We start from the raw sequence: 17,400 nt of genomic DNA, 5'->3' as shown, positions 1-17,400 counted from the left end.
ATCTGTGCGCTTTCGCCTGATGGCACTGCGCGTATCAGGCCTACGAGTCTTAACCGTTTGCTGCGACTTTACGCAAATCAAACACGCGGCACGCTTTGCCTTCGGAGCGTGGAATGCTGCCGCAGTTAACGATGCTGACGTCGGTAGAAATTCCAACCATCGACTTAATACGGTGACGCAGATGGTGGCAAATCTGACAGCGCTGCTCATGGTCCAGCGCCAGACCGCTCTCTTTTAGCTCCACGCGCACGGAAAGTGAATCAAGATGCCCGCGACGATCCACTTCCAGCTGATAATGCGGCGCCAGATGTTCAATCTTGAGGATCTCTTCTTCCAGTTGCGATGGGAAGACGTTAACGCCGCGAATAATCAGCATGTCATCGCTGCGCCCGCTGATGCGATCCATCCGGCGCATGGTGCGGGCGGTGCCCGGCAGCAGGCGCGTCAGGTCGCGGGTGCGATAGCGGATCACCGGCAGCGCTTCTTTGGTCAGGGTGGTGAACAGTAGTTCGCCGTGCTCGCCGTCAGCCAGCGGCGTGCCGTCTTCCGGGTTAACCACTTCCGGGAAGAAATGGTCTTCCCAGATAGTCGGGCCGTCGCCGGTTTCAATACATTCCATCGCCACGCCCGGCCCCATCACTTCAGACAAGCCGTAAATATCCAGCGCGGTAATGCCGAGGCGACGTTCAATTTCTGCGCGCATCCCCGCCGTCCACGGCTCGGCGCCAAACACGCCGGTACGCAGCGAGCAGCCGCGCGCGTCGCCGCCCATCTGGCGTTCGAGTTCTTCAATCAGGTTCAGGCAGTAAGACGGCGTCACCATAATCATGTCAGGCTTGAAATCACGAATCAGCTGCGCCTGTTTCTCGGTTTGTCCGCCGGACATCGGGATCACCGTGGCCCCTAAACGTTCCGCGCCGTAATGTGCGCCCAGGCCGCCGGTAAACAGGCCATAGCCGTAGGCGACGTGGATTTTGTCTTTCGCCGTGCCGCCCGCCGCACGCAGAGAGCGCGCAACAATATTGGCCCAGGTGTCGATGTCGTTTTGCGTATAGCCGACGACGGTCGGTTTGCCGGTGGTGCCGGACGACGCATGGATACGCACCACCTGCTCCATCGGCACCGCGAAGGTGTCGAACGGATAGTTATCACGCAGGTCCTGCTTGGTGGTGCAGGGAAACTTGCTTAGGTCACTCAGCTCACGGAAATCATCCGGATGAACGCCCGCCGCATCGAACTTACGGCGATACATCGGCACATTTTCATAGGCGTGTTTTAACGTCCACTTCAGACGTTCGGTTTGCAGAGCCTGTAATTCGTCACGCGATGCAGTTTCAATCGGATCTAATGTTGTTGTCATTTTGTAGGGTATCCGCAGGTCAATTAGCTCACACTCGCTCGAGGATCAGGGCAATGCCCTGGCCCACGCCAATACACATCGTACACAGCGCATAGCGTCCATTGCGTCGTTCCAGTTCCAGCGTTGCCGCCAGCGCTAAGCGCACGCCGCTCATTCCCAACGGGTGACCTAAGGCGATGGCGCCACCGTTGGGATTCACGTGTTCAGCGTCATCCGCCAGACCGAGCTGGCGCATCACGCCCAGTGCCTGAGCAGCAAACGCTTCGTTCAGCTCAATCACGTCCATATCGTTAATATTCAGCCCGGCACGCTCCAGCACTTTACGCACTGCCGGCACCGGCCCCAGCCCCATAAACTTCGGCTCCACACCCGCCGTCGCCATCGCTACGATACGTGCTCGCGGCGTCAGCCCCTGCGCACTAGCCTGTTCTGCGCTGGCAATAATCATCGCCGCCGCGCCGTCGTTCACGCCGGAGGCGTTCCCGGCGGTAATCACGCCGCCTTTACGGAACGGGGTTTTCAGTGAAGAGAGTTGTTCGAGAGTGGTTTCCGCACGCGGATGTTCATCATCACGCACCGCGCTGACCGCGCCCTTCTTGCCGATAATCTGCACTGGCACAATTTCCTGCGCCAGAATGCCGTCGCGCTGAGCTTGTGCCGTGCGCTGCTGGCTGCGATAAGCAAAGGCGTCCTGGTCTTCGCGGCTGATATTTAACAATTCAGCTACATTCTCTGCCGTTTCCGGCATGCTGTCAGTTCCAAATTGTTGCTGCATGAGCGGGTTCACAAAACGCCAGCCGATGGTGGTATCAAACATCTCCACCTGACGCTGAAACGGCGAGGTGGCTTTGCCCATCACAAACGGCGCGCGGGACATGGATTCCACGCCACCGGCGATCAACAGATCCGCATCACCGGCTTTAATCGCCCGAGCGGCAAAGCCAATCGCGTCCAGCCCGGAACCGCACAGGCGGTTGATGGTGGTGCCCGCCACCGTGTGCGGATAACCCGCCAGCAGCGTCGCCATGTGCGCCACGTTACGGTTATCTTCCCCGGCCTGATTGGCGCAGCCGAAGATCACATCGTCGATGGCGCTGGCATCCAATTTCGGATTACGGTTGAGTAATTCCCGCAGCGGAATGGCAGCCAGATCGTCGGCGCGAACGCCGGCCAGCGCGCCGCCGTAGCGACCAATCGGGGTACGAATGCCGTCACAAATAAACGCGTCACGCATTAGACTTCTCCTGTAATAGTGCCGCCGATGCGGTGCGATTTGCCGCGAAACAGGGCCACGATTTTTTGCTGCTGGTTGATAATTTCAATGTCATAGACGCCGGTCAGCTTGCTCTGCTGCTTGACCCGCGCGGTGGCGGTCAGCAGTTCACCAACCAAGGCCGGACGCAGGAAATCGATACTGGCGGCAGACGCCACCGCCGCCAACCCTGGCTGTTGCAGGCGTAGGCGAATGCGGTATCAGCCAGCGAAAACAGCTGTCCGCCGTGGCAGGTTTGATGGCCGTTCAACATATTCGGTGACACCGCCATGGTCATCTGCGCGTAGCCTTCGTCCATTTCGATAATCTTGATACCCAGCGTTTTGGCACAGGTATCGTTCTCATACATGGCGCGGGCGTTGCGCCAGGCTTCATTACTCATGACGCATCTCCAGTAGCGCTTTTTCGCGCAGCAGCGCACTCGGGCGATAGCGTTCTTCGCCGTAATGCTGTTGCAGGTTCTCCAGCAGACGCAGGACGCGCCCCCAGCCCAGTGATTCACCCCAGCCAATCGGGCCGCGCGGGTAGTTGACGCCCAGACGCATGGCGGTATCAATATCCTCGGCGCTGGCAACGCCTTTTTGCAGCGCGTCCAGCGCTTCGTTCGCCAGCATCGCCACCGTGCGCCACACCAGCAGACCGGGATAATCGGCGATGTGCAGCACCTTTTTGCCCTGCTGCTGGAAGAAATAAACCGCTTTATCGGTGGCGGCTTGTGAATTGGTGGCAGCACTGGCCAGCACTACCGTGTCGCCCGCCGCGTAGTCGTACACCACCACCGGGCGGTTGTGCTGCACACTTAAGGCCAGCGCGGTTTCACCCGTGGTTTCCAGCAGCAGCACATCGTCTAATTCAGTGACAACGTCACGCTTAACGCTCTTTGCAGCATATTCCGCTGACACCACAGCCAGCGCCTGTTCCGGCGGTGCTTCAATAGGCCAGCGATAAACGCCGTGACCGCTCTTCTTACCCAGACGCCCGGCGATGGCCAGCTCCTGTTGCAGCAGCGACGGCAGAAAACGTCGGTCCTGCCAGAAAGCGTTAAAAACCGAACAGGTCACCGCAAAATTCACGTCCTGGCCGATAAGGTCGGTCAGCGCCAGCGGCCCCATCGGGAACCCGCCGCCGTCGCGCAATGCGGCGTCAATCACCTCAGGCGTCGCCACCTGCTCTTCCAGCGCCCGCCAGGCTTCGGCGTAAAACGGACGCGCCACGCGGTTGACGATAAAGCCCGGCGTTGAACGGCAGCGCACCGGCTGTTTACCCCAGGTGCTCACACACTGGCACAGTTGCTCAACCACTTCGGCTGAGGTCGCCAGCCCGCTGACCACTTCGACCAGCTTCATCACCGGTGCCGGGTTAAAGAAATGCAGACCCGCTACGCGCTCGGGGTGTTTAATGCCAGCGGCAATGGCGGTAATGGAAATCGACGAGGTATTGCTGGTCAGCAACGTCGACGGGGAGCAGATCTCCGCCAGCTGGCTGAACAGCGCCTGTTTGATCTCCAGACGCTCGGACGCGGCTTCGATCACCAGTTGCGCATCCGCAAGTTGATTCAGTTCAGTTGCCGGAGTAATACGCGCCAGCAGCATCTGTGCTTGCTCGGCGCTGATTTTCCCGCGACTGACGCGGGAATCCAGACGCTGGGCAATACCGTCGATGGCGCGAGTAATCGCGTCGGCGGAAATGTCATACAGCAGCACCGAATGTCCGGTGCTGGCAGCGACTTCAACGATACCTGCGCCCATGGTGCCGCCGCCAATCACGGCGACGGTGTGGAGTGTTTGCGTCATGGCTTATTTCCCGCTGAACTGTGGAGGACGTTTGCCAAGGAAGGCGCTGACGCCCTCGCGGTAGTCGTCGCTGCGCCCGGCAAGGCGCTGGAAATCGCGCTCAACGTCGAGCTGGTCATCCAGGGAGTTGGTTTCCGCCAGCTGCAACGCTTTCTTGATAAGCCCTAAACCGTAGGTGGGCTGGGAAGCCAGATGGCGCGCCAGCGCCAGGCTGGTGTCTTTCAGCTCTGCGTCATCAACCAGTTGCCAGATCATGCCCCACTGCGCGGCTTGTTCTGCGCTCAAGCTGTCGCCCAGCAGCATCAACCCCATCGCGCGGGCGCGGGTAGTGACGCGCGGTAATACCCAGCTACCGCCGCAGTCCGGTACCAGACCTAGCTTGCTGAAAGCCATCACAAATTTCGCAGAACGCGCCGCCAGCACGATATCGCAGCCCAGCGCCAGCGTGGCACCGGCACCTGCCGCTACGCCGTTGACCGCACAAATCACCGGCTTCGGCAGCCCGGCTAAGCGACGCACCAGCGGGTTATAAAAACGCTCCACCGACATGCCTAAATCCGGTGCGGGGCCGCTTGGGTCAACGTTACGATCGTTCAGATCCTGTCCGGCACAAAAACCGCGCCCGGCACCGGTAATCAGCAGGCAGCGAATGGTCTCGTCGCGTTCAGCCTGCTTCAGGCATTCGGACAACTGCTGGTGCATGGCGTCGTTAAAGCTGTTGAGTCGGTCCGGGCGGTTCAGGGTGAGGGTCATCACGCCCTGGTCGATATCGCTAAGAATGAATGCGTCCACGGTTAACGTCCTTTGAAGGCTGGGGTGCGTTTTTCTAAAAAGGCAGCGATGCCTTCGCGACGGTCTTCGGTGGCGCTGAGCAGCGTAAACAGCTGGCGCTCCTGGGTTAGCCCGGCCTGCAAGCTCACTTCCTGCGCCAGACGTAACGACTGTTTGGCGGCACGCAGCGCCAGCGGTGAGTGACGGGCAATCGTCGTCGCCAGTTTCAGCGCGTATTCGTCAGAAAGGTTGGCTGGGTGGATATCGCTGACCAGCCCCGCCTGCTGTGCCCGCTGAGCATCAATGCTTTCACCGCTCAGTACCATGCGGCTGGCCAGCGCTTTCCCGACGCTGCGAATCAAACGCTGGGTGCCGCCCGCGCCCGGCATGGTGCCGAGGGTGATTTCCGGCAGACCAAAGCGGGCGTTATCCCCGGCAATCACCAGGTCGCACAGCAGCGCCAGCTCGCAGCCCGCGCCCAGCGCGTAGCCGTTGACCACCGCAATCAGCGGCTTGTTAAAGGCATCGATACGCGCCCATAAGCGCGGGCGAATATCATCAAAAGTGGCGGGCAAATCTTTTTCTGCCATTTCGTTGAGATCGGCACCGGCGGCAAAGTAGCGCGGGTTGCCGCTTATCACGCAGACGCTAACGCTTGAGTCCCCCGCCGCACTTTCCAGCGCCTCGGCAAGCTGGGTCAGCAACGCGTTATTCAGCGCATTACGCGCCTGCGGACGGTTCAGCGTCAGCTGTAAAACGCGGTCGTGACGGGTAATAAGGAGTTCGCTCATGCCATCCCCCGCGCATCAAAGTCGACCACCACATCGCCGCTGGTTGGCAGCGCCTGACAGCTCAGCACATAGCCCGCCGCCAGTTCGTCGGCTTCGAGGCTGTAGTTAGCTGCCATCGCCACTTCGCCGCGCACCACTTTGCATTTGCAGGTAGCGCAGACGCCGCCTTTGCAAGCGAACGGCAAATCAGCCCCCTGACGCAGCGCGGCATCGAGAATGCTGTCGTCATCGGCAGTCAGTGAAATCAGACGCTCACGACCGTCCTGACGCAACGTCACCGTGCGCCCTTCTGCCTGTACGCCAGTGGCGCGTTTAACGCTGGTGCCCGGCGTATTAAAACGCTCCAGGTGAATGGCTTTTTCCGGCATTCCCAGCGCAAGCAGCGTGATTTCAGCGTCGTCCATCATCGCCGACGGGCCGCAGATAAAGGCGTCGTCAAAGCGGGTGAAATCGAGCAGATGCTCAGACAGCGCGCGCAGTTTGTCGCCGTCGATGCGCCCCTGTAACAGGTCGCTGTCCATCGACTCCTGGCTGAACAGATGGATCACTTGTAAACGCTGCGGATAGCGGTCTTTCAGATCGGCCAGCGCCTGACGGAACATCATGCTGTGGCTGCTGCGGTTGCCATAGATCAGGGTGAAGCGGCTGTCGCTTTCCATCGCCAGCGTGGCTTCGATAATCGCCATCATCGGCGTGATCCCGGAACCGGCGGCGATCGCCAGATAGTGGGCGCTGCGATCGACCTGTGGCTGGTAGCCAAAGTGACCCTGCGGCACCATCACCTCGAATTCCATGCCCTGCTGGATATCGCTCTGGGCGAAGCGTGAAAAACGGCCACCGTCGATGGCTTTCACCGCCACGCTGATTTCTGCCGGTGAGCGGCTGCGACAAATGGAGTAGCAACGGCGCAGTTCTTCGCCGCCAAGGCGAGTTTTCAGCGTCAGATGCTGGCCCGGACGGAAGGCGTAGGCGCTGCGTAGCGCGTCGGGAATGGCAAAGGTGATGGTCACCGCATCGCGGGTTTCCGGCTCGACATTTGCCACGGTAAGCGAATGAAATGTTGTCATCGCAGCCTCAAATACATTTAAAGTAATCAAAGGGTTCACGGCAGCTTTCGCAGCGATACAGCGCTTTGCAGGCCGTGGAACCGAATTCGCTAATCAGCGAGCTGTGGGTGCTACCGCAACGTGGACAGAGCACATCCTTCGGCATTTCGTCGGCGTGACAGGCATGGGCCTGCGGCGGGCTGATGCCGTACTGACGCAGGCGTTCGCGGGCGTCCGGGTTCATCCAGTCGGTGGTCCACGGTGGATCAAGCTGCAACACAATGTGTACCGGCGTGTAGCCGTGCTCGGTCATCACCGCGCGAATTTCACCGAGCAGATGTTCGGTTGCCGGACAGCCGGAATAGGTTGGCGTGAAGCCAATCACCCAGCCGTCGCCGCGACGTTCCACACTGCGGACCATACCGAGGTCGGTAATGGTCAGCACCGGGACTTCCGGGTCGGGGATGGCGCTTAGCAATCCCCAAACGGTATGCACCTCAGCGGGCGCGATGGTGGCAAGACGTTGCATAGCGACCTCCGTTTACCACTGCTGACCGGGGTAAGCACGTTGCAAGTACTGCATCTCTGCCAGCATTGGCCCCAGATGTTCACTGTGTAGCCCCTGTTTCCCGCCGCTGCGGAACGCTGCTTCTTGCGGGATCTGCAAACCAGAATCGAGCAGCGCGGTGTGCACCGTCGCCTGCCATTCGGCCTGTAGCTCTCGCGGATCGACGGCGATCCTCTGCGCAATTAATTCGATCTCCAGCTCATCGGCCTGGAACAACTCGCCGGTGAAGCGCCACAGGCTGTCCACCGCTTGCTGCATCAGGTTTGCCGAGTGTTCGGTGCCGTTACCCAAACGCTCCAGCCAGCCGCGGCTAAAACGCTGGTGATAGCGCACTTCTTTCAGCCCTTTGGCGGCGATAGCGGCAAGCTGCGCGTCGCGGCTGTTAATAAGGCGGCTGAACAGCGCCACGTGCCAGACGTCGATAAAGAACTGACGGGCGAGGGTGTCGGCAAAGTTGCCGTTCGGCTGTTCGACCAGCAGCAAATTGCGGAACTGACGTTCATCGCGACCAAAGGCCAGCGTGTCTTCATCGCCGCTGCCGTTGAGTTCGGCGGCATAGCTGAGGAAATTACGCGCCTGACCCAGCAGGTCGAGTCCGATATTAGCCAGCGCCAGGTCAATCTCCAGCTCCGGCGCATGACCGCACCACGCGCCTAAACGCTGGGCCAGCACCAGGCCGTTATCGCCCAGACGCAGGGCATAGGTGGCAACGGGATTCAGGTTTTTCATCGTCGTTGCCTCACATATGTTCCATGCCGTCCGGCACGGTGTAGAACGTCGGATGGCGGTAGACTTTGCTCTCTGCCGGGTCGAAAAACGCACCGCGTTCTTCCGGTTGCGAGGCGACAATTTCGCTCGCCTTCACTACCCAAATCGAACAACCTTCGCTGCGACGGGTGTAGGCATCGCGCGCGTTTTCCAGCGCCATCTGGTCATCGGCGGCGTGCAGGCTGCCGACGTGACGGTGAGACAAACCTTGTTTGCTGCGGACAAACACTTCGTATAACGGCCAGTATGTTTTGCTCATCTTTATTCTCCTTAGGCGGCGCTGCGGGCCTGCTGTTTTTCGGCATGCGCCAGCGCGGCTTCGCGCACCCATGCCCCCTCTTCCCAGGCTTTGCGTTTTGCGCCCAGACGTTCGTGGTTACAGATGCCACGCCCGTTGATGACTTCGTTAAGTTCCTGCCAGTCAATTTCGCCGTAGCGGTAGTGACCGGTAGCTTCGTCAAACGTCAGGTCAGCGTCCGGCACCTGCATGCCGAGGATTTCCACCTGCGGCACGGTGTTGTCGACAAAGCGCTGACGCAATTCGTCGTTGGAGTGCAGTTTGATTTTCCACGCCATGCTGCGGGCGCTGTTCGGCGAGTTGTCATCGCTCGGGCCGAACATCATCAGCGCTGGCCACCAGAATCGGTTGATGGCGTCTTGCAACATTTGACGCTGTTCTTCGCTGCCCGCGGCAAGCGCCATGCAGGCTTCAAAACCCTGACGCTGGTGGAAGCTCTCTTCTTTGCAAATTTTGACCATCGCCCTGGCATACGGGCCGTAGGAGGTGCGACACAGCGCCACCTGATTGACGATCGCAGCGCCGTCGACCAGCCAACCGATGACGCCGATATCGGCCCAGGTCAGGGTTGGATAGTTAAAAATGGAGGAGTACTTCATCTGCCCGTCGAGCATCTTCTGATACAGATCTTCACGGGCGCAGCCGAGGGTTTCGGCGGCGCTGTAGAGGTACAGGCCGTGCCCGGCTTCATCCTGCACTTTCGCCAGCAGAATCGCTTTGCGGCGAAGCGTTGGGGCGCGAGTTACCCAGTTACCTTCCGGCAGCATGCCAACAATTTCCGAATGCGCATGCTGACCAATCTGGCGAATCAGCGTTTTGCGGTAGGCATCCGGCATCCAGTCCTGCGGTTCGATGGCTGTATCCTGCGCGATGCGCTGGTCAAAGCTATGTTCTTCTGTCACGTCATCACCTTATGATTCCGATAAATTCAACAAATCAATTTTTGCGAATCACTTTGTTTTATAAAAGTTACATCTTAGTTAAATAAAACCACAAATTTTGTTTGTGAATTTTGTGATGAGTACCGCAAAGGGTTTTAGTAATCCTTTTATAAACAGGCTTGTATCACTATCAGGGATAGTGTCCCCGATCGCATTGTTAACAAATTATTAAAATCAGGCTTGCATTTTATGATTCATAAAAGAACTATTTATAGCGAGATTACGTAACATATCTGGAGAATAACCATGCAGCAGTTAGCCAGCTATTTATCCGGCGCCTGGCAGACCGGCCGGGGCCGCACCCGCACCATTCATCACGCCATCAGCGGCGAAGCGCTGTGGGAAGTCACAAGCGAAGGGCTGGATATGGCGCAGGCGCGCCGCTTCGCCATCGAGCACGGCGGTAAAGCGTTACAGGCGATGACCTTTATTGAACGCAGCGCAATGTTAAAAGCGGTGGCGAAACATCTGCTGGAGCTGAAAGCCGATTTCTATGCCATCTCCGCCGAGACCGGCGCGACGCGTGCGGATAGCTGGGTGGATATTGAAGGCGGTATCGGCACCCTCTTCACCTATGCCGGGCTGGGCAGCCGTGAACTGCCGGACGATACCCTATGGCCGGAAGATGAGCTGATCCCGCTGTCCAAACAAGGCGGCTTTGCCGCGCGTCACGTGCTGACCTCAAAATCCGGCGTGGCGGTGCATATCAACGCCTTTAACTTCCCCTGCTGGGGCATGTTAGAAAAGCTGGCCCCCACCTGGCTTGCCGGGATGCCCGCGATCATCAAACCAGCCACCGCCACCGCGCAGTTAACCCAGGCGATGGTCAAAGCGATTGTCGATAGCGGGCTGGTGCCGGAAGGCGCGATCAGCCTGATTTGCGGCGGCGCGGGCGACCTGCTCGACCAGCTTGATCATCAGGACGTGGTGACCTTTACCGGCTCGGCAAAAACCGGGCAACAGCTGCGCGTGCATCCGAATCTGGTGGCGAAGTCTGTCCCCTTCACCATGGAAGCGGACTCGCTGAACTGCTGCGTGCTGGGTGACGATGTGACGCCGGAACAGCCAGAATTTGCGCTGTTTATCCGTGAAGTGGTGCGTGAGATGACCACCAAAGCCGGGCAAAAATGTACCGCTATTCGCCGGATTATCGTGCCGCAGGCGCAGGTGAAAGCGGTGAGCGAGGCGTTGATTGCCCGTCTGCAAAAAGTGGTGGTCGGCGACCCGGCGCAGGAAGGTGTGAAGATGGGCGCGCTGGTCAATAGCGAACAGCGTCAGGACGTACAGGATAATGTGAATCGTCTGGTGGAAGCGGGATGTGACGTGCTGCTGGGTGGCAAAGCCGATCTCAACGCCGCCGGGGCATTCTTCCCACCGACGCTGCTGTTCTGCGCGCAGCCGGATGAAGTGGCGGCGGTTCACGCCATTGAAGCATTTGGCCCGGTGGCGACGCTGATGCCGTATCAGAATAGCGAGCATGCGATGCAGCTAGCGCGCGCTGGTGAAGGTAGCCTGGCGGGAACGTTAGTGACGGCAGATGGCGCACTGGCGCGTGCGTTTATTCTCGGTGCTGCCCGCGCCCACGGGCGTATTCAGGTGCTGAACGAAGAATCTTCTGTCGAATCCACCGGCCACGGTTCCCCGCTACCGCAGCTGGTACACGGCGGTCCGGGACGCGCGGGCGGCGGCGAAGAACTCGGCGGACTGCGGGCGGTGAAGCATTACATGCAGCGCACCGCGATTCAGGGCAGCCCGACGATGCTTGCCGCCATCGGCCAGCAATGGGTGCGCGGCGCGCAGGTGGCGGAAGACCGCGTCCACCCGTTCCGCAAATATTTTGAAGAGATCCAGCCCGGTGACAGCCTGCTGACCCCGCGCCGCACGCTGACCGAAGCGGATATCGTCAACTTTGCCTGCCTGAGCGGCGATCACTTCTACGCTCACATGGACAAAATTGCCGCCGCCGAGTCGATTTTTGGCGAGCGCGTGGTACACGGTTACTTCCTGATTTCTGCCGCCGCGGGGCTGTTTGTTGACGCGGGCGTCGGCCCGGTTATCGCCAACTACGGCATGGAAAACCTGCGCTTTATCGAACCGGTAAAACCGGGCGATACCATCCAGGTGCGCCTGACCTGCAAACGTAAAACGGTGAAACGCCAGCGCAGCGCTGAAGAGAAGGCCACAGGCGTAGTGGAATGGTCAGTGGAGATTTTCAATCAGCATCAGCAAGCGGTGGCGCTGTACTCGATCCTGACGCTGGTCGCGCGCCAGCAGGGGGATTTCCCGGCGTGAACAAACCCGATGGTGCGTTCCAGTCGCACCATCGGGCATTTAACGATTTACTGCTTCGCGCCTTCTACCGCTTCGCGAGCCAGTTTGGTAATGCGATCGTAGTCACCCGCTTCCAGCGCATCCGCCGGAACCAGCCAGGAGCCGCCGATACACAGTACGCTTTTCAGCGCCAGATAGTCACGGTAGTTGGCCGGAGAAATACCGCCGGTTGGGCAGAAACGCACCTGGGAGAACGGACCCGCAATCGCCTGCAGCGCTTTTGTCCCGCCGTTCGCTTCAGCCGGGAAGAATTTGAATTCTTTCAAGCCGTAATCCATGCCCAGCATCAGTTCAGAAACGGTGCTGATGCCTGGGATCAGAGGAATCGTCCCTTCGGTTGCCGCTTTCAGCAGAGGCTCGGTCAGTCCTGGGCTAATAGCAAACTGCGCACCAGCTTCCGTCACTTCCGCGAGCTGCTGCGGGTTCAGTACGGTACCTGCACCGACGATCGCATCCGGCACTTCTTTGGCGATAGCACGAATGGCGTCCATCGCACATGCGGTACGTAAGGTCACTTCCAGAACACGAACACCCCCTGCAACCAGCGCTTTTGCCATCGGCACCGCGTGTTCCAGTTTATTCACCACGATAACCGGTACAACCGGGCCAGTGGTCAGGATTGCTTCTGCACTTGTCTTCCAGTTTTTCATCAGAGTTTCTTCTCTCGCCTGATTACAAAATGAGTCTTAAAAATCGATACAGGTTGCGCCCTGCTCCGCACCGGACAGCTTTTCGCGCAACGCACTGAACATCTCACGCCCTGTTCCTACCCGCGATGCGCTGAGGTCAGGAATGTGGGGCTGACGAGAGGCAAGTTCCTCTTCATCGACCAGCAGCGTCAATTCACCTGTCTGTCCATTCACTCGAATGATGTCGCCATCGCGTACTTTTGCCAGTAGCCCGCCATCATAAGCTTCCGGTGTTACATGGATTGCTGAAGGCACTTTACCTGAAGCACCTGAAAGTCGTCCATCGGTAACTAACGCAATTTTGAAACAACGGTCCAATAATACACCAAGAGGCGGCATGAGTTTATGTAATTCTGGCATACCGTTCGCTTTTGGCCCCTGATGGCGAACGACCACCACGCAGTCACGGTCAAGCAGGCCCGCATCAAAGGCCGGTAACACATCATGCTGACTCTCAAAGACAATTGCCGGGGCTTCAATGATCTGGTTTTCAACCGGTACCGCGGAAGTTTTCATCACCGCGCGCCCCAGGTTGCCGCTCAGCACTTTGGTGCCGCCATGATGCGAGAACGGCTGGTCAAAGGTAGCAATCACGCTGCTATCCAGCGACTTCTCAGCCCCTTCTCGCCAGTCCAGTTCGCCGTTGTTCAGCCACGGTTCCTGGGTATAACGCGACAAGCCAAAGCCCGCGACGGTGTTGACATCTTCATGCAGCAGACCCGCATTGAGCAGCTCACGCATCAACACCGGTACACCGCCCGCGGCCTGGAAGTGGTTAATATCGGCCGGACCGTTAGGGTACAGACGCGCCATCAACGGCACGATATCGGACAGATCGGAGAAGTCATCCCAGTTGATGAGAATGCCTGCCGCGCGCGCCATCGCCACCAGGTGCATCGTATGGTTGGTTGACCCCCCGGTCGCCAGCAGGGCCACAATACCGTTCACCACCACTTTTTCATCAATCATTTTACCGATAGGCATCCACTCGTTGCCGTTACCGGTCAGGCGTGTGACCTGACGCGCCGCCGCCGCGGTCAGCGCTTCACGCAGGGGGGCATCAGGATGCACGAAAGAGGAGCCCGGCAACTGCATGCCCATAAACTCCACCACCATCTGGTTGGTGTTTGCGGTACCGTAGAAAGTACAGGTTCCCGGCGCGTGATAAGACGCGGCTTCGGATTCCAGTAGCGCCATACGGTCAACTTTGCCTTCGGCATAGAGCTGGCGGATACGGACTTTTTCTTTGTTCGCCAGACCACTCGCCATCGGGCCTGAAGGGATAAAGATGGACGGCAGATGACCAAACGACAGCGCCGCCATCACCAGTCCCGGGACAATTTTGTCACACACGCCGAGGAACAGCGCGCCATCGAACATGTTGTGAGACAAGCCAATAGCCGCCGACATTGCAATCACTTCGCGGCTCAGCAGGGAAAGCTCCATCCCGTCCTGTCCCTGAGTGACGCCATCACACATCGCCGGCACGCCACCCGCAACCTGGCCTACCGCATTGGCTGCATGCAAGGCTTTGCGAATGATATCCGGATAATGCTCATACGGCTGATGCGCAGAAAGCATGTCGTTATAGGAGGTAATGATCGCGATATTGTTACGCAGCATGCTTTTCAGAGATGCTTTATCTTCTGGCTGACAGGCGGCAAAACCGTGGGCCAGATTCCCGCACGCCAGCTGCGAACGATGAACGGTGTTCGTCTTGGCCTGTTCGATACGGGCGAGGTAGGCAGAACGCGTCTTTTGAGAACGTTCAACGATGCGTTGTGTTACGCGTAACAAATTCGGATTCATAGAGGCTCCTAAAATTTATCTGTCAGAGCATCAGGATTAACAATGCGTTTCAGCAAGGTAACACCATGCTGAATAGCTTGCTGGCCGTAGCTCAGGGGCAAAATCGTTTCAGGCAGTGTAATAAAAAAAGCCCCGCGGGTGAATCCACGCGAGGCTTAAAAGTGCAAAAATTATTCTACAATCTGTGTTAGATCATGTTACCGGTAAAATAACACCTAATGGCTAGATGGAATTTTACTCGAATTCGTTCCAGGAACGACCGTCACGGGTGATCATGGCCACCGAGGCAACCGGTCCCCAGGTCCCAGCCTGATACGGCTTCGGAGCGTCGTTGTCCATCGCCCAGGCTTCGGTGATGGAGTCCACCCACTTCCATGCTTCTTCGACTTCATCACGGCGCACGAACAGCGCCTGAATACCGCGCATAGTTTCCAACAGCAAGCGCTCGTAGGCATCTGCCAGGTGCGTTTGATTGAAGGTTTCGGAATAGCTCAGATCCAGCTTGGTTATCTGCAGATTATGCTTGTGGTCCAGACCCGGCACTTTGTTAAGCACCTGGATATCGACACCTTCGTCCGGCTGCAAACGGATGGTCAGCTTGTTCTGCGGCAGATCCTGCCAGGATTCTTTAAACAGGTTAAGTTCAGGCGTTTTGAAGTACACCACCACTTCAGAGCATTTGGTCGGCAGACGCTTACCGGTACGCAGGTAAAACGGCACGCCCGCCCAGCGCCAGTTGTCGATATCCACACGGATAGCGACAAAGGTTTCGGTGTTGCTGCTCTTGTTCGCACCCTCTTCTTCCAGGTACCCCGGTACTTTTTTACCTTGTGCAAAACCGGTGGTGTACTGACCACGCACCGTTTTTTCACGCACGTTCGTACGATCGATACGGCGCAGTGATTTCAGGACCTTCACTTTCTCATCACGGATGCTGTCGGCGCTCAGATCAGACGGCGGCGACATGGCGATCATGCACAGAATCTGCAGCAAGTGGTTCTGGATCATGTCGCGCATCTGACCGGCCTGGTCAAAATAACCCCAACGGCCTTCGATACCCACCTCTTCCGCCACGGTAATTTCGACGTGATCGATGGTGCGGTTATCCCAGTTGTTCACAAACAGGGAGTTGGCAAAACGCAGTGCCAGCAGGTTTAGTACCGTTTCTTTGCCCAGATAGTGGTCAATACGGTAGACCTGGCATTCTTCAAAATATTGACCGACCTGGTCATTAATTTCGCGGGAGGTTGCCAGCGACGTTCCCAGCGGCTTTTCCATCACCACGCGCGCCGGTTTAGCGTTCAGTTTCGCTTCCCCTAAGCCTTTGCAGATCGCGCCAAAGGTGCTTGGCGGCATGGCAAAGTAGTTAATCGTGGTGCGTGCTTTTTGATCCAGCATGTCACCCAGACGACTAAAGGCAGCAGTATCATTGACGTCCAGGTTACAAAACTCCAGACGACCACTGAGGGTTTCCCACAAACTTTCATCAATTTTTTCTTTCATGAAAGTTTCGAGCGCTTCGCGTACAACCTTGGTGTAGGCTGCTTTGTCCCAGTCTGCGCGGCCAACCCCAATAATGCGGGTGTCCGGGTTAATCTGTCCGGCTTTTTCCAGCTGATACAGGGAAGGCAGCAATTTCCGACGTGCAAGGTCGCCCTTCGCGCCGAAAATGACCAGGTCACATGCCTGGGCTGTTTGCGTTACCGCCATGTCATTCTCCTCAGTTGAGTGTCTGGTATTCATGCCCGACACTGAATGTAATTTTATTACAGTGCACTGTACTGCTTTTACGTGATTCCGTGAACCGTAAACGCTTATCCAGCCGTGCTGTTACCGTGAACAGCGGCGTTATTGACGTTTACCGCCGCAAAATGGATAAAAAAGTCGCTTTTTTACGTGACCATGAAGACGTAAGAAAATCCGACTCCGATCATGTATTGAAAAAAAACAACAACTTTTCTGTCCATTTTGCCCCGAATGTGGGTTCACAGGGGTAATATCTACCAGAGTTACCGCTCGATTTCCCCATATCGCTGAAATCGTTTTTGCCCATGGCCGATGAGTCTACTCACATAATGAATATGCTGGAAAAAATCCAGTTAAAACTGGAACATCTGAGCAAGTCAGAACGTAAGGTCGCCGATGTTATTCTGACCTCACCTGACCGGGCTATCCATTCAAGTATTGCCACGCTGGCTCTGGAAGCCAACGTCAGTGAGCCGACCGTGAATCGCTTCTGTCGCAGCATGGACACACGAGGCTTCCCTGATTTTAAACTGCATTTGGCACAAAGTCTGGCTAATGGTACCCCGTATGTTAATCGTAATGTCGATGAGGATGATAGCGTCGAGTCCTACACCGGGAAAATCTTCGAATCTGCCATGGCAAGCCTGGACCACGTCCGTCAGTCGCTGGATAACGCGGCGGTCAATCGGGCGGTAGATTTATTAACCCAGGCAAAGAAAATCGCCTTTTTCGGTCTGGGTTCGTCCGCTGCCGTGGCGCACGACGCCATGAATAAATTTTTCCGCTTTAACGTACCGGTTATCTATTCCGACGATATTGTACTGCAACGTATGAGCTGTATGAATTGTAGCGATGACGACGTCATTGTCCTTATTTCACATACCGGCAGAACAAAGAGTCTGGTTGAATTGGCGCAGCTGGCGCGGGAAAACGATGCCATGGTGATCGCCCTTACTTCCCCCGGAACGCCGCTGGCGCGTGAAGCCACGCTGGCAATTACCCTGGATGTACCGGAAGATACTGACATTTATATGCCTATGGTCTCTCGACTTGCTCAACTGACCGTGATAGATGTGCTGGCTACGGGATTTACTTTGCGCCGTGGTGCAAAATTTAGAGATAACTTGAAGCGTGTCAAGGAAGCGCTCAAGGAATCGCGTTTTGATAAAGAATTACTCATCAAGAGTGATGACCGCTAAAAGCAATAACGATGTTC

General features: G+C 57.3%; 15 protein-coding genes and 1 pseudogene. 2 read left to right on the top strand and 14 right to left on the bottom strand.

All coding sequences use genetic code 11. From position 1 onward, the window contains the following. Positions 1-49: 49 nt before the first annotated feature. From paaK to paaA, 11 genes and pseudogenes are all read right to left on the bottom strand, one after another. The gene (gene paaK / locus FDX22_RS01105) at positions 50-1,360 is read right to left on the bottom strand and encodes a phenylacetate--CoA ligase PaaK (RefSeq protein ID WP_135912197.1); all 1,311 of its coding nucleotides are present in this window, start codon (positions 1,358-1,360) and stop codon (positions 50-52) included. A 28-nt stretch (positions 1,361-1,388) separates the two neighbouring features. After that, a complete protein-coding gene (pcaF, locus tag FDX22_RS01100; RefSeq protein WP_146716599.1) occupies positions 1,389-2,594 on the bottom strand; it encodes a 3-oxoadipyl-CoA thiolase in 1,206 nt (401 codons plus the stop codon). Continuing rightward, positions 2,594-3,015 (bottom strand): annotated as a pseudogene (paaI, locus tag FDX22_RS01095) (hydroxyphenylacetyl-CoA thioesterase PaaI). The gene pcaF and the pseudogene paaI overlap by 1 nt, the downstream one beginning before the upstream one ends. Continuing rightward, positions 3,008-4,426 (bottom strand): 3-hydroxyacyl-CoA dehydrogenase, encoded by a 1,419-nt coding sequence (locus FDX22_RS01090; RefSeq protein ID WP_146716598.1) that lies wholly within the window; start codon positions 4,424-4,426, stop codon positions 3,008-3,010. The pseudogene paaI and the gene FDX22_RS01090 overlap by 8 nt, the downstream one beginning before the upstream one ends. Positions 4,427-4,429: 3 nt before the next feature. Beyond that, the gene (paaG, locus tag FDX22_RS01085; RefSeq protein ID WP_115258755.1) at positions 4,430-5,218 is read right to left on the bottom strand and encodes a 2-(1,2-epoxy-1,2-dihydrophenyl)acetyl-CoA isomerase PaaG; all 789 of its coding nucleotides are present in this window, start codon (positions 5,216-5,218) and stop codon (positions 4,430-4,432) included. 2 nt (positions 5,219-5,220) lie between these two features. Continuing rightward, positions 5,221-5,988 (bottom strand): 2,3-dehydroadipyl-CoA hydratase PaaF, encoded by a 768-nt coding sequence (gene paaF / locus FDX22_RS01080; RefSeq protein WP_115258756.1) that lies wholly within the window; start codon positions 5,986-5,988, stop codon positions 5,221-5,223. Beyond that, positions 5,985-7,055, bottom strand: a complete 1,071-nt coding sequence (gene paaE, locus FDX22_RS01075; RefSeq protein ID WP_146716597.1) for a 1,2-phenylacetyl-CoA epoxidase subunit PaaE — start codon at positions 7,053-7,055, stop codon at positions 5,985-5,987. The genes paaF and paaE overlap by 4 nt, the downstream gene beginning before the upstream one ends. A gap of 7 nt (positions 7,056-7,062) precedes the next feature. Then, positions 7,063-7,563: a 1,2-phenylacetyl-CoA epoxidase subunit PaaD gene (gene paaD / locus FDX22_RS01070; protein ID WP_146716596.1), complete on the bottom strand. Its 501-nt coding sequence runs from the start codon at positions 7,561-7,563 to the stop codon at positions 7,063-7,065. A 12-nt stretch (positions 7,564-7,575) separates the two neighbouring features. Then, positions 7,576-8,331 (bottom strand): 1,2-phenylacetyl-CoA epoxidase subunit PaaC, encoded by a 756-nt coding sequence (gene paaC / locus FDX22_RS01065; protein WP_146716595.1) that lies wholly within the window; start codon positions 8,329-8,331, stop codon positions 7,576-7,578. A gap of 10 nt (positions 8,332-8,341) precedes the next feature. Continuing rightward, the gene (gene paaB / locus FDX22_RS01060; RefSeq protein WP_062773507.1) at positions 8,342-8,629 is read right to left on the bottom strand and encodes a 1,2-phenylacetyl-CoA epoxidase subunit PaaB; all 288 of its coding nucleotides are present in this window, start codon (positions 8,627-8,629) and stop codon (positions 8,342-8,344) included. Between the two features lie 11 nt (positions 8,630-8,640). Then, a complete protein-coding gene (gene paaA / locus FDX22_RS01055; protein WP_146716594.1) occupies positions 8,641-9,570 on the bottom strand; it encodes a 1,2-phenylacetyl-CoA epoxidase subunit PaaA in 930 nt (309 codons plus the stop codon). Positions 9,571-9,855: 285 nt separating this feature from the next. Between paaA and paaZ the strand changes: the two genes are divergently transcribed. Next, complete coding sequence (gene paaZ / locus FDX22_RS01050; RefSeq protein ID WP_146716593.1) at positions 9,856-11,901, top strand: phenylacetic acid degradation bifunctional protein PaaZ; 2,046 nt, start codon at positions 9,856-9,858, stop codon at positions 11,899-11,901. Positions 11,902-11,948: 47 nt separating this feature from the next. Here the strand turns inward: paaZ and kdgA are convergent, their stop codons facing one another. The 3 genes from kdgA to zwf form a co-directional block, all read right to left on the bottom strand. After that, positions 11,949-12,590, bottom strand: coding sequence for a bifunctional 4-hydroxy-2-oxoglutarate aldolase/2-dehydro-3-deoxy-phosphogluconate aldolase (gene kdgA, locus FDX22_RS01045; protein WP_003034901.1), 642 nt, complete (start codon positions 12,588-12,590; stop codon positions 11,949-11,951). A 36-nt stretch (positions 12,591-12,626) separates the two neighbouring features. Further along, positions 12,627-14,438 carry a phosphogluconate dehydratase gene (gene edd / locus FDX22_RS01040; protein WP_115258762.1) on the bottom strand — a complete coding sequence of 604 codons (1,812 nt, stop codon included), beginning with the start codon at positions 14,436-14,438 and terminating at the stop codon, positions 12,627-12,629. A gap of 234 nt (positions 14,439-14,672) precedes the next feature. Then, entirely contained in the window at positions 14,673-16,148 is a 1,476-nt protein-coding gene (gene zwf, locus FDX22_RS01035; RefSeq protein ID WP_096757426.1) for a glucose-6-phosphate dehydrogenase, read from the bottom strand. A gap of 365 nt (positions 16,149-16,513) precedes the next feature. Between zwf and FDX22_RS01030 the strand changes: the two genes are divergently transcribed. After that, on the top strand, positions 16,514-17,383 hold the full coding sequence (locus tag FDX22_RS01030; RefSeq protein ID WP_096759428.1) for a MurR/RpiR family transcriptional regulator: 870 nt from the start codon (positions 16,514-16,516) through the stop codon (positions 17,381-17,383). Positions 17,384-17,400: the final 17 nt, after the last annotated feature.

Origin of the sequence: Citrobacter sp. TBCS-14 (assembly GCF_005280805.1) — a bacterium.
Classification (GTDB): domain Bacteria; phylum Pseudomonadota; class Gammaproteobacteria; order Enterobacterales; family Enterobacteriaceae; genus Citrobacter; species Citrobacter gillenii.
Note: the sequence above shows the minus strand (reverse complement) of the source record. Positions and strands in the feature narration are given on the sequence as shown.

Coding starts and splice junctions, on each gene's coding strand:
- pcaF (WP_146716599.1), bottom strand. CDS start 2,594: ATGCGTGACGCGTTTATTTGTGACGGCATTCGTACCCCGATTGGTCGC.
- zwf (WP_096757426.1), bottom strand. CDS start 16,148: ATGGCGGTAACGCAAACAGCCCAGGCATGTGACCTGGTCATTTTCGGC.
- paaC (WP_146716595.1), bottom strand. CDS start 8,331: ATGAAAAACCTGAATCCCGTTGCCACCTATGCCCTGCGTCTGGGCGAT.
- paaF (WP_115258756.1), bottom strand. CDS start 5,988: ATGAGCGAACTCCTTATTACCCGTCACGACCGCGTTTTACAGCTGACG.
- FDX22_RS01090 (WP_146716598.1), bottom strand. CDS start 4,426: ATGACGCAAACACTCCACACCGTCGCCGTGATTGGCGGCGGCACCATG.
- paaE (WP_146716597.1), bottom strand. CDS start 7,055: ATGACAACATTTCATTCGCTTACCGTGGCAAATGTCGAGCCGGAAACC.
- edd (WP_115258762.1), bottom strand. CDS start 14,438: ATGAATCCGAATTTGTTACGCGTAACACAACGCATCGTTGAACGTTCT.
- paaD (WP_146716596.1), bottom strand. CDS start 7,563: ATGCAACGTCTTGCCACCATCGCGCCCGCTGAGGTGCATACCGTTTGG.
- paaZ (WP_146716593.1), top strand. CDS start 9,856: ATGCAGCAGTTAGCCAGCTATTTATCCGGCGCCTGGCAGACCGGCCGG.
- paaK (WP_135912197.1), bottom strand. CDS start 1,360: ATGACAACAACATTAGATCCGATTGAAACTGCATCGCGTGACGAATTA.
- FDX22_RS01030 (WP_096759428.1), top strand. CDS start 16,514: ATGAATATGCTGGAAAAAATCCAGTTAAAACTGGAACATCTGAGCAAG.
- kdgA (WP_003034901.1), bottom strand. CDS start 12,590: ATGAAAAACTGGAAGACAAGTGCAGAAGCAATCCTGACCACTGGCCCG.
- paaB (WP_062773507.1), bottom strand. CDS start 8,629: ATGAGCAAAACATACTGGCCGTTATACGAAGTGTTTGTCCGCAGCAAA.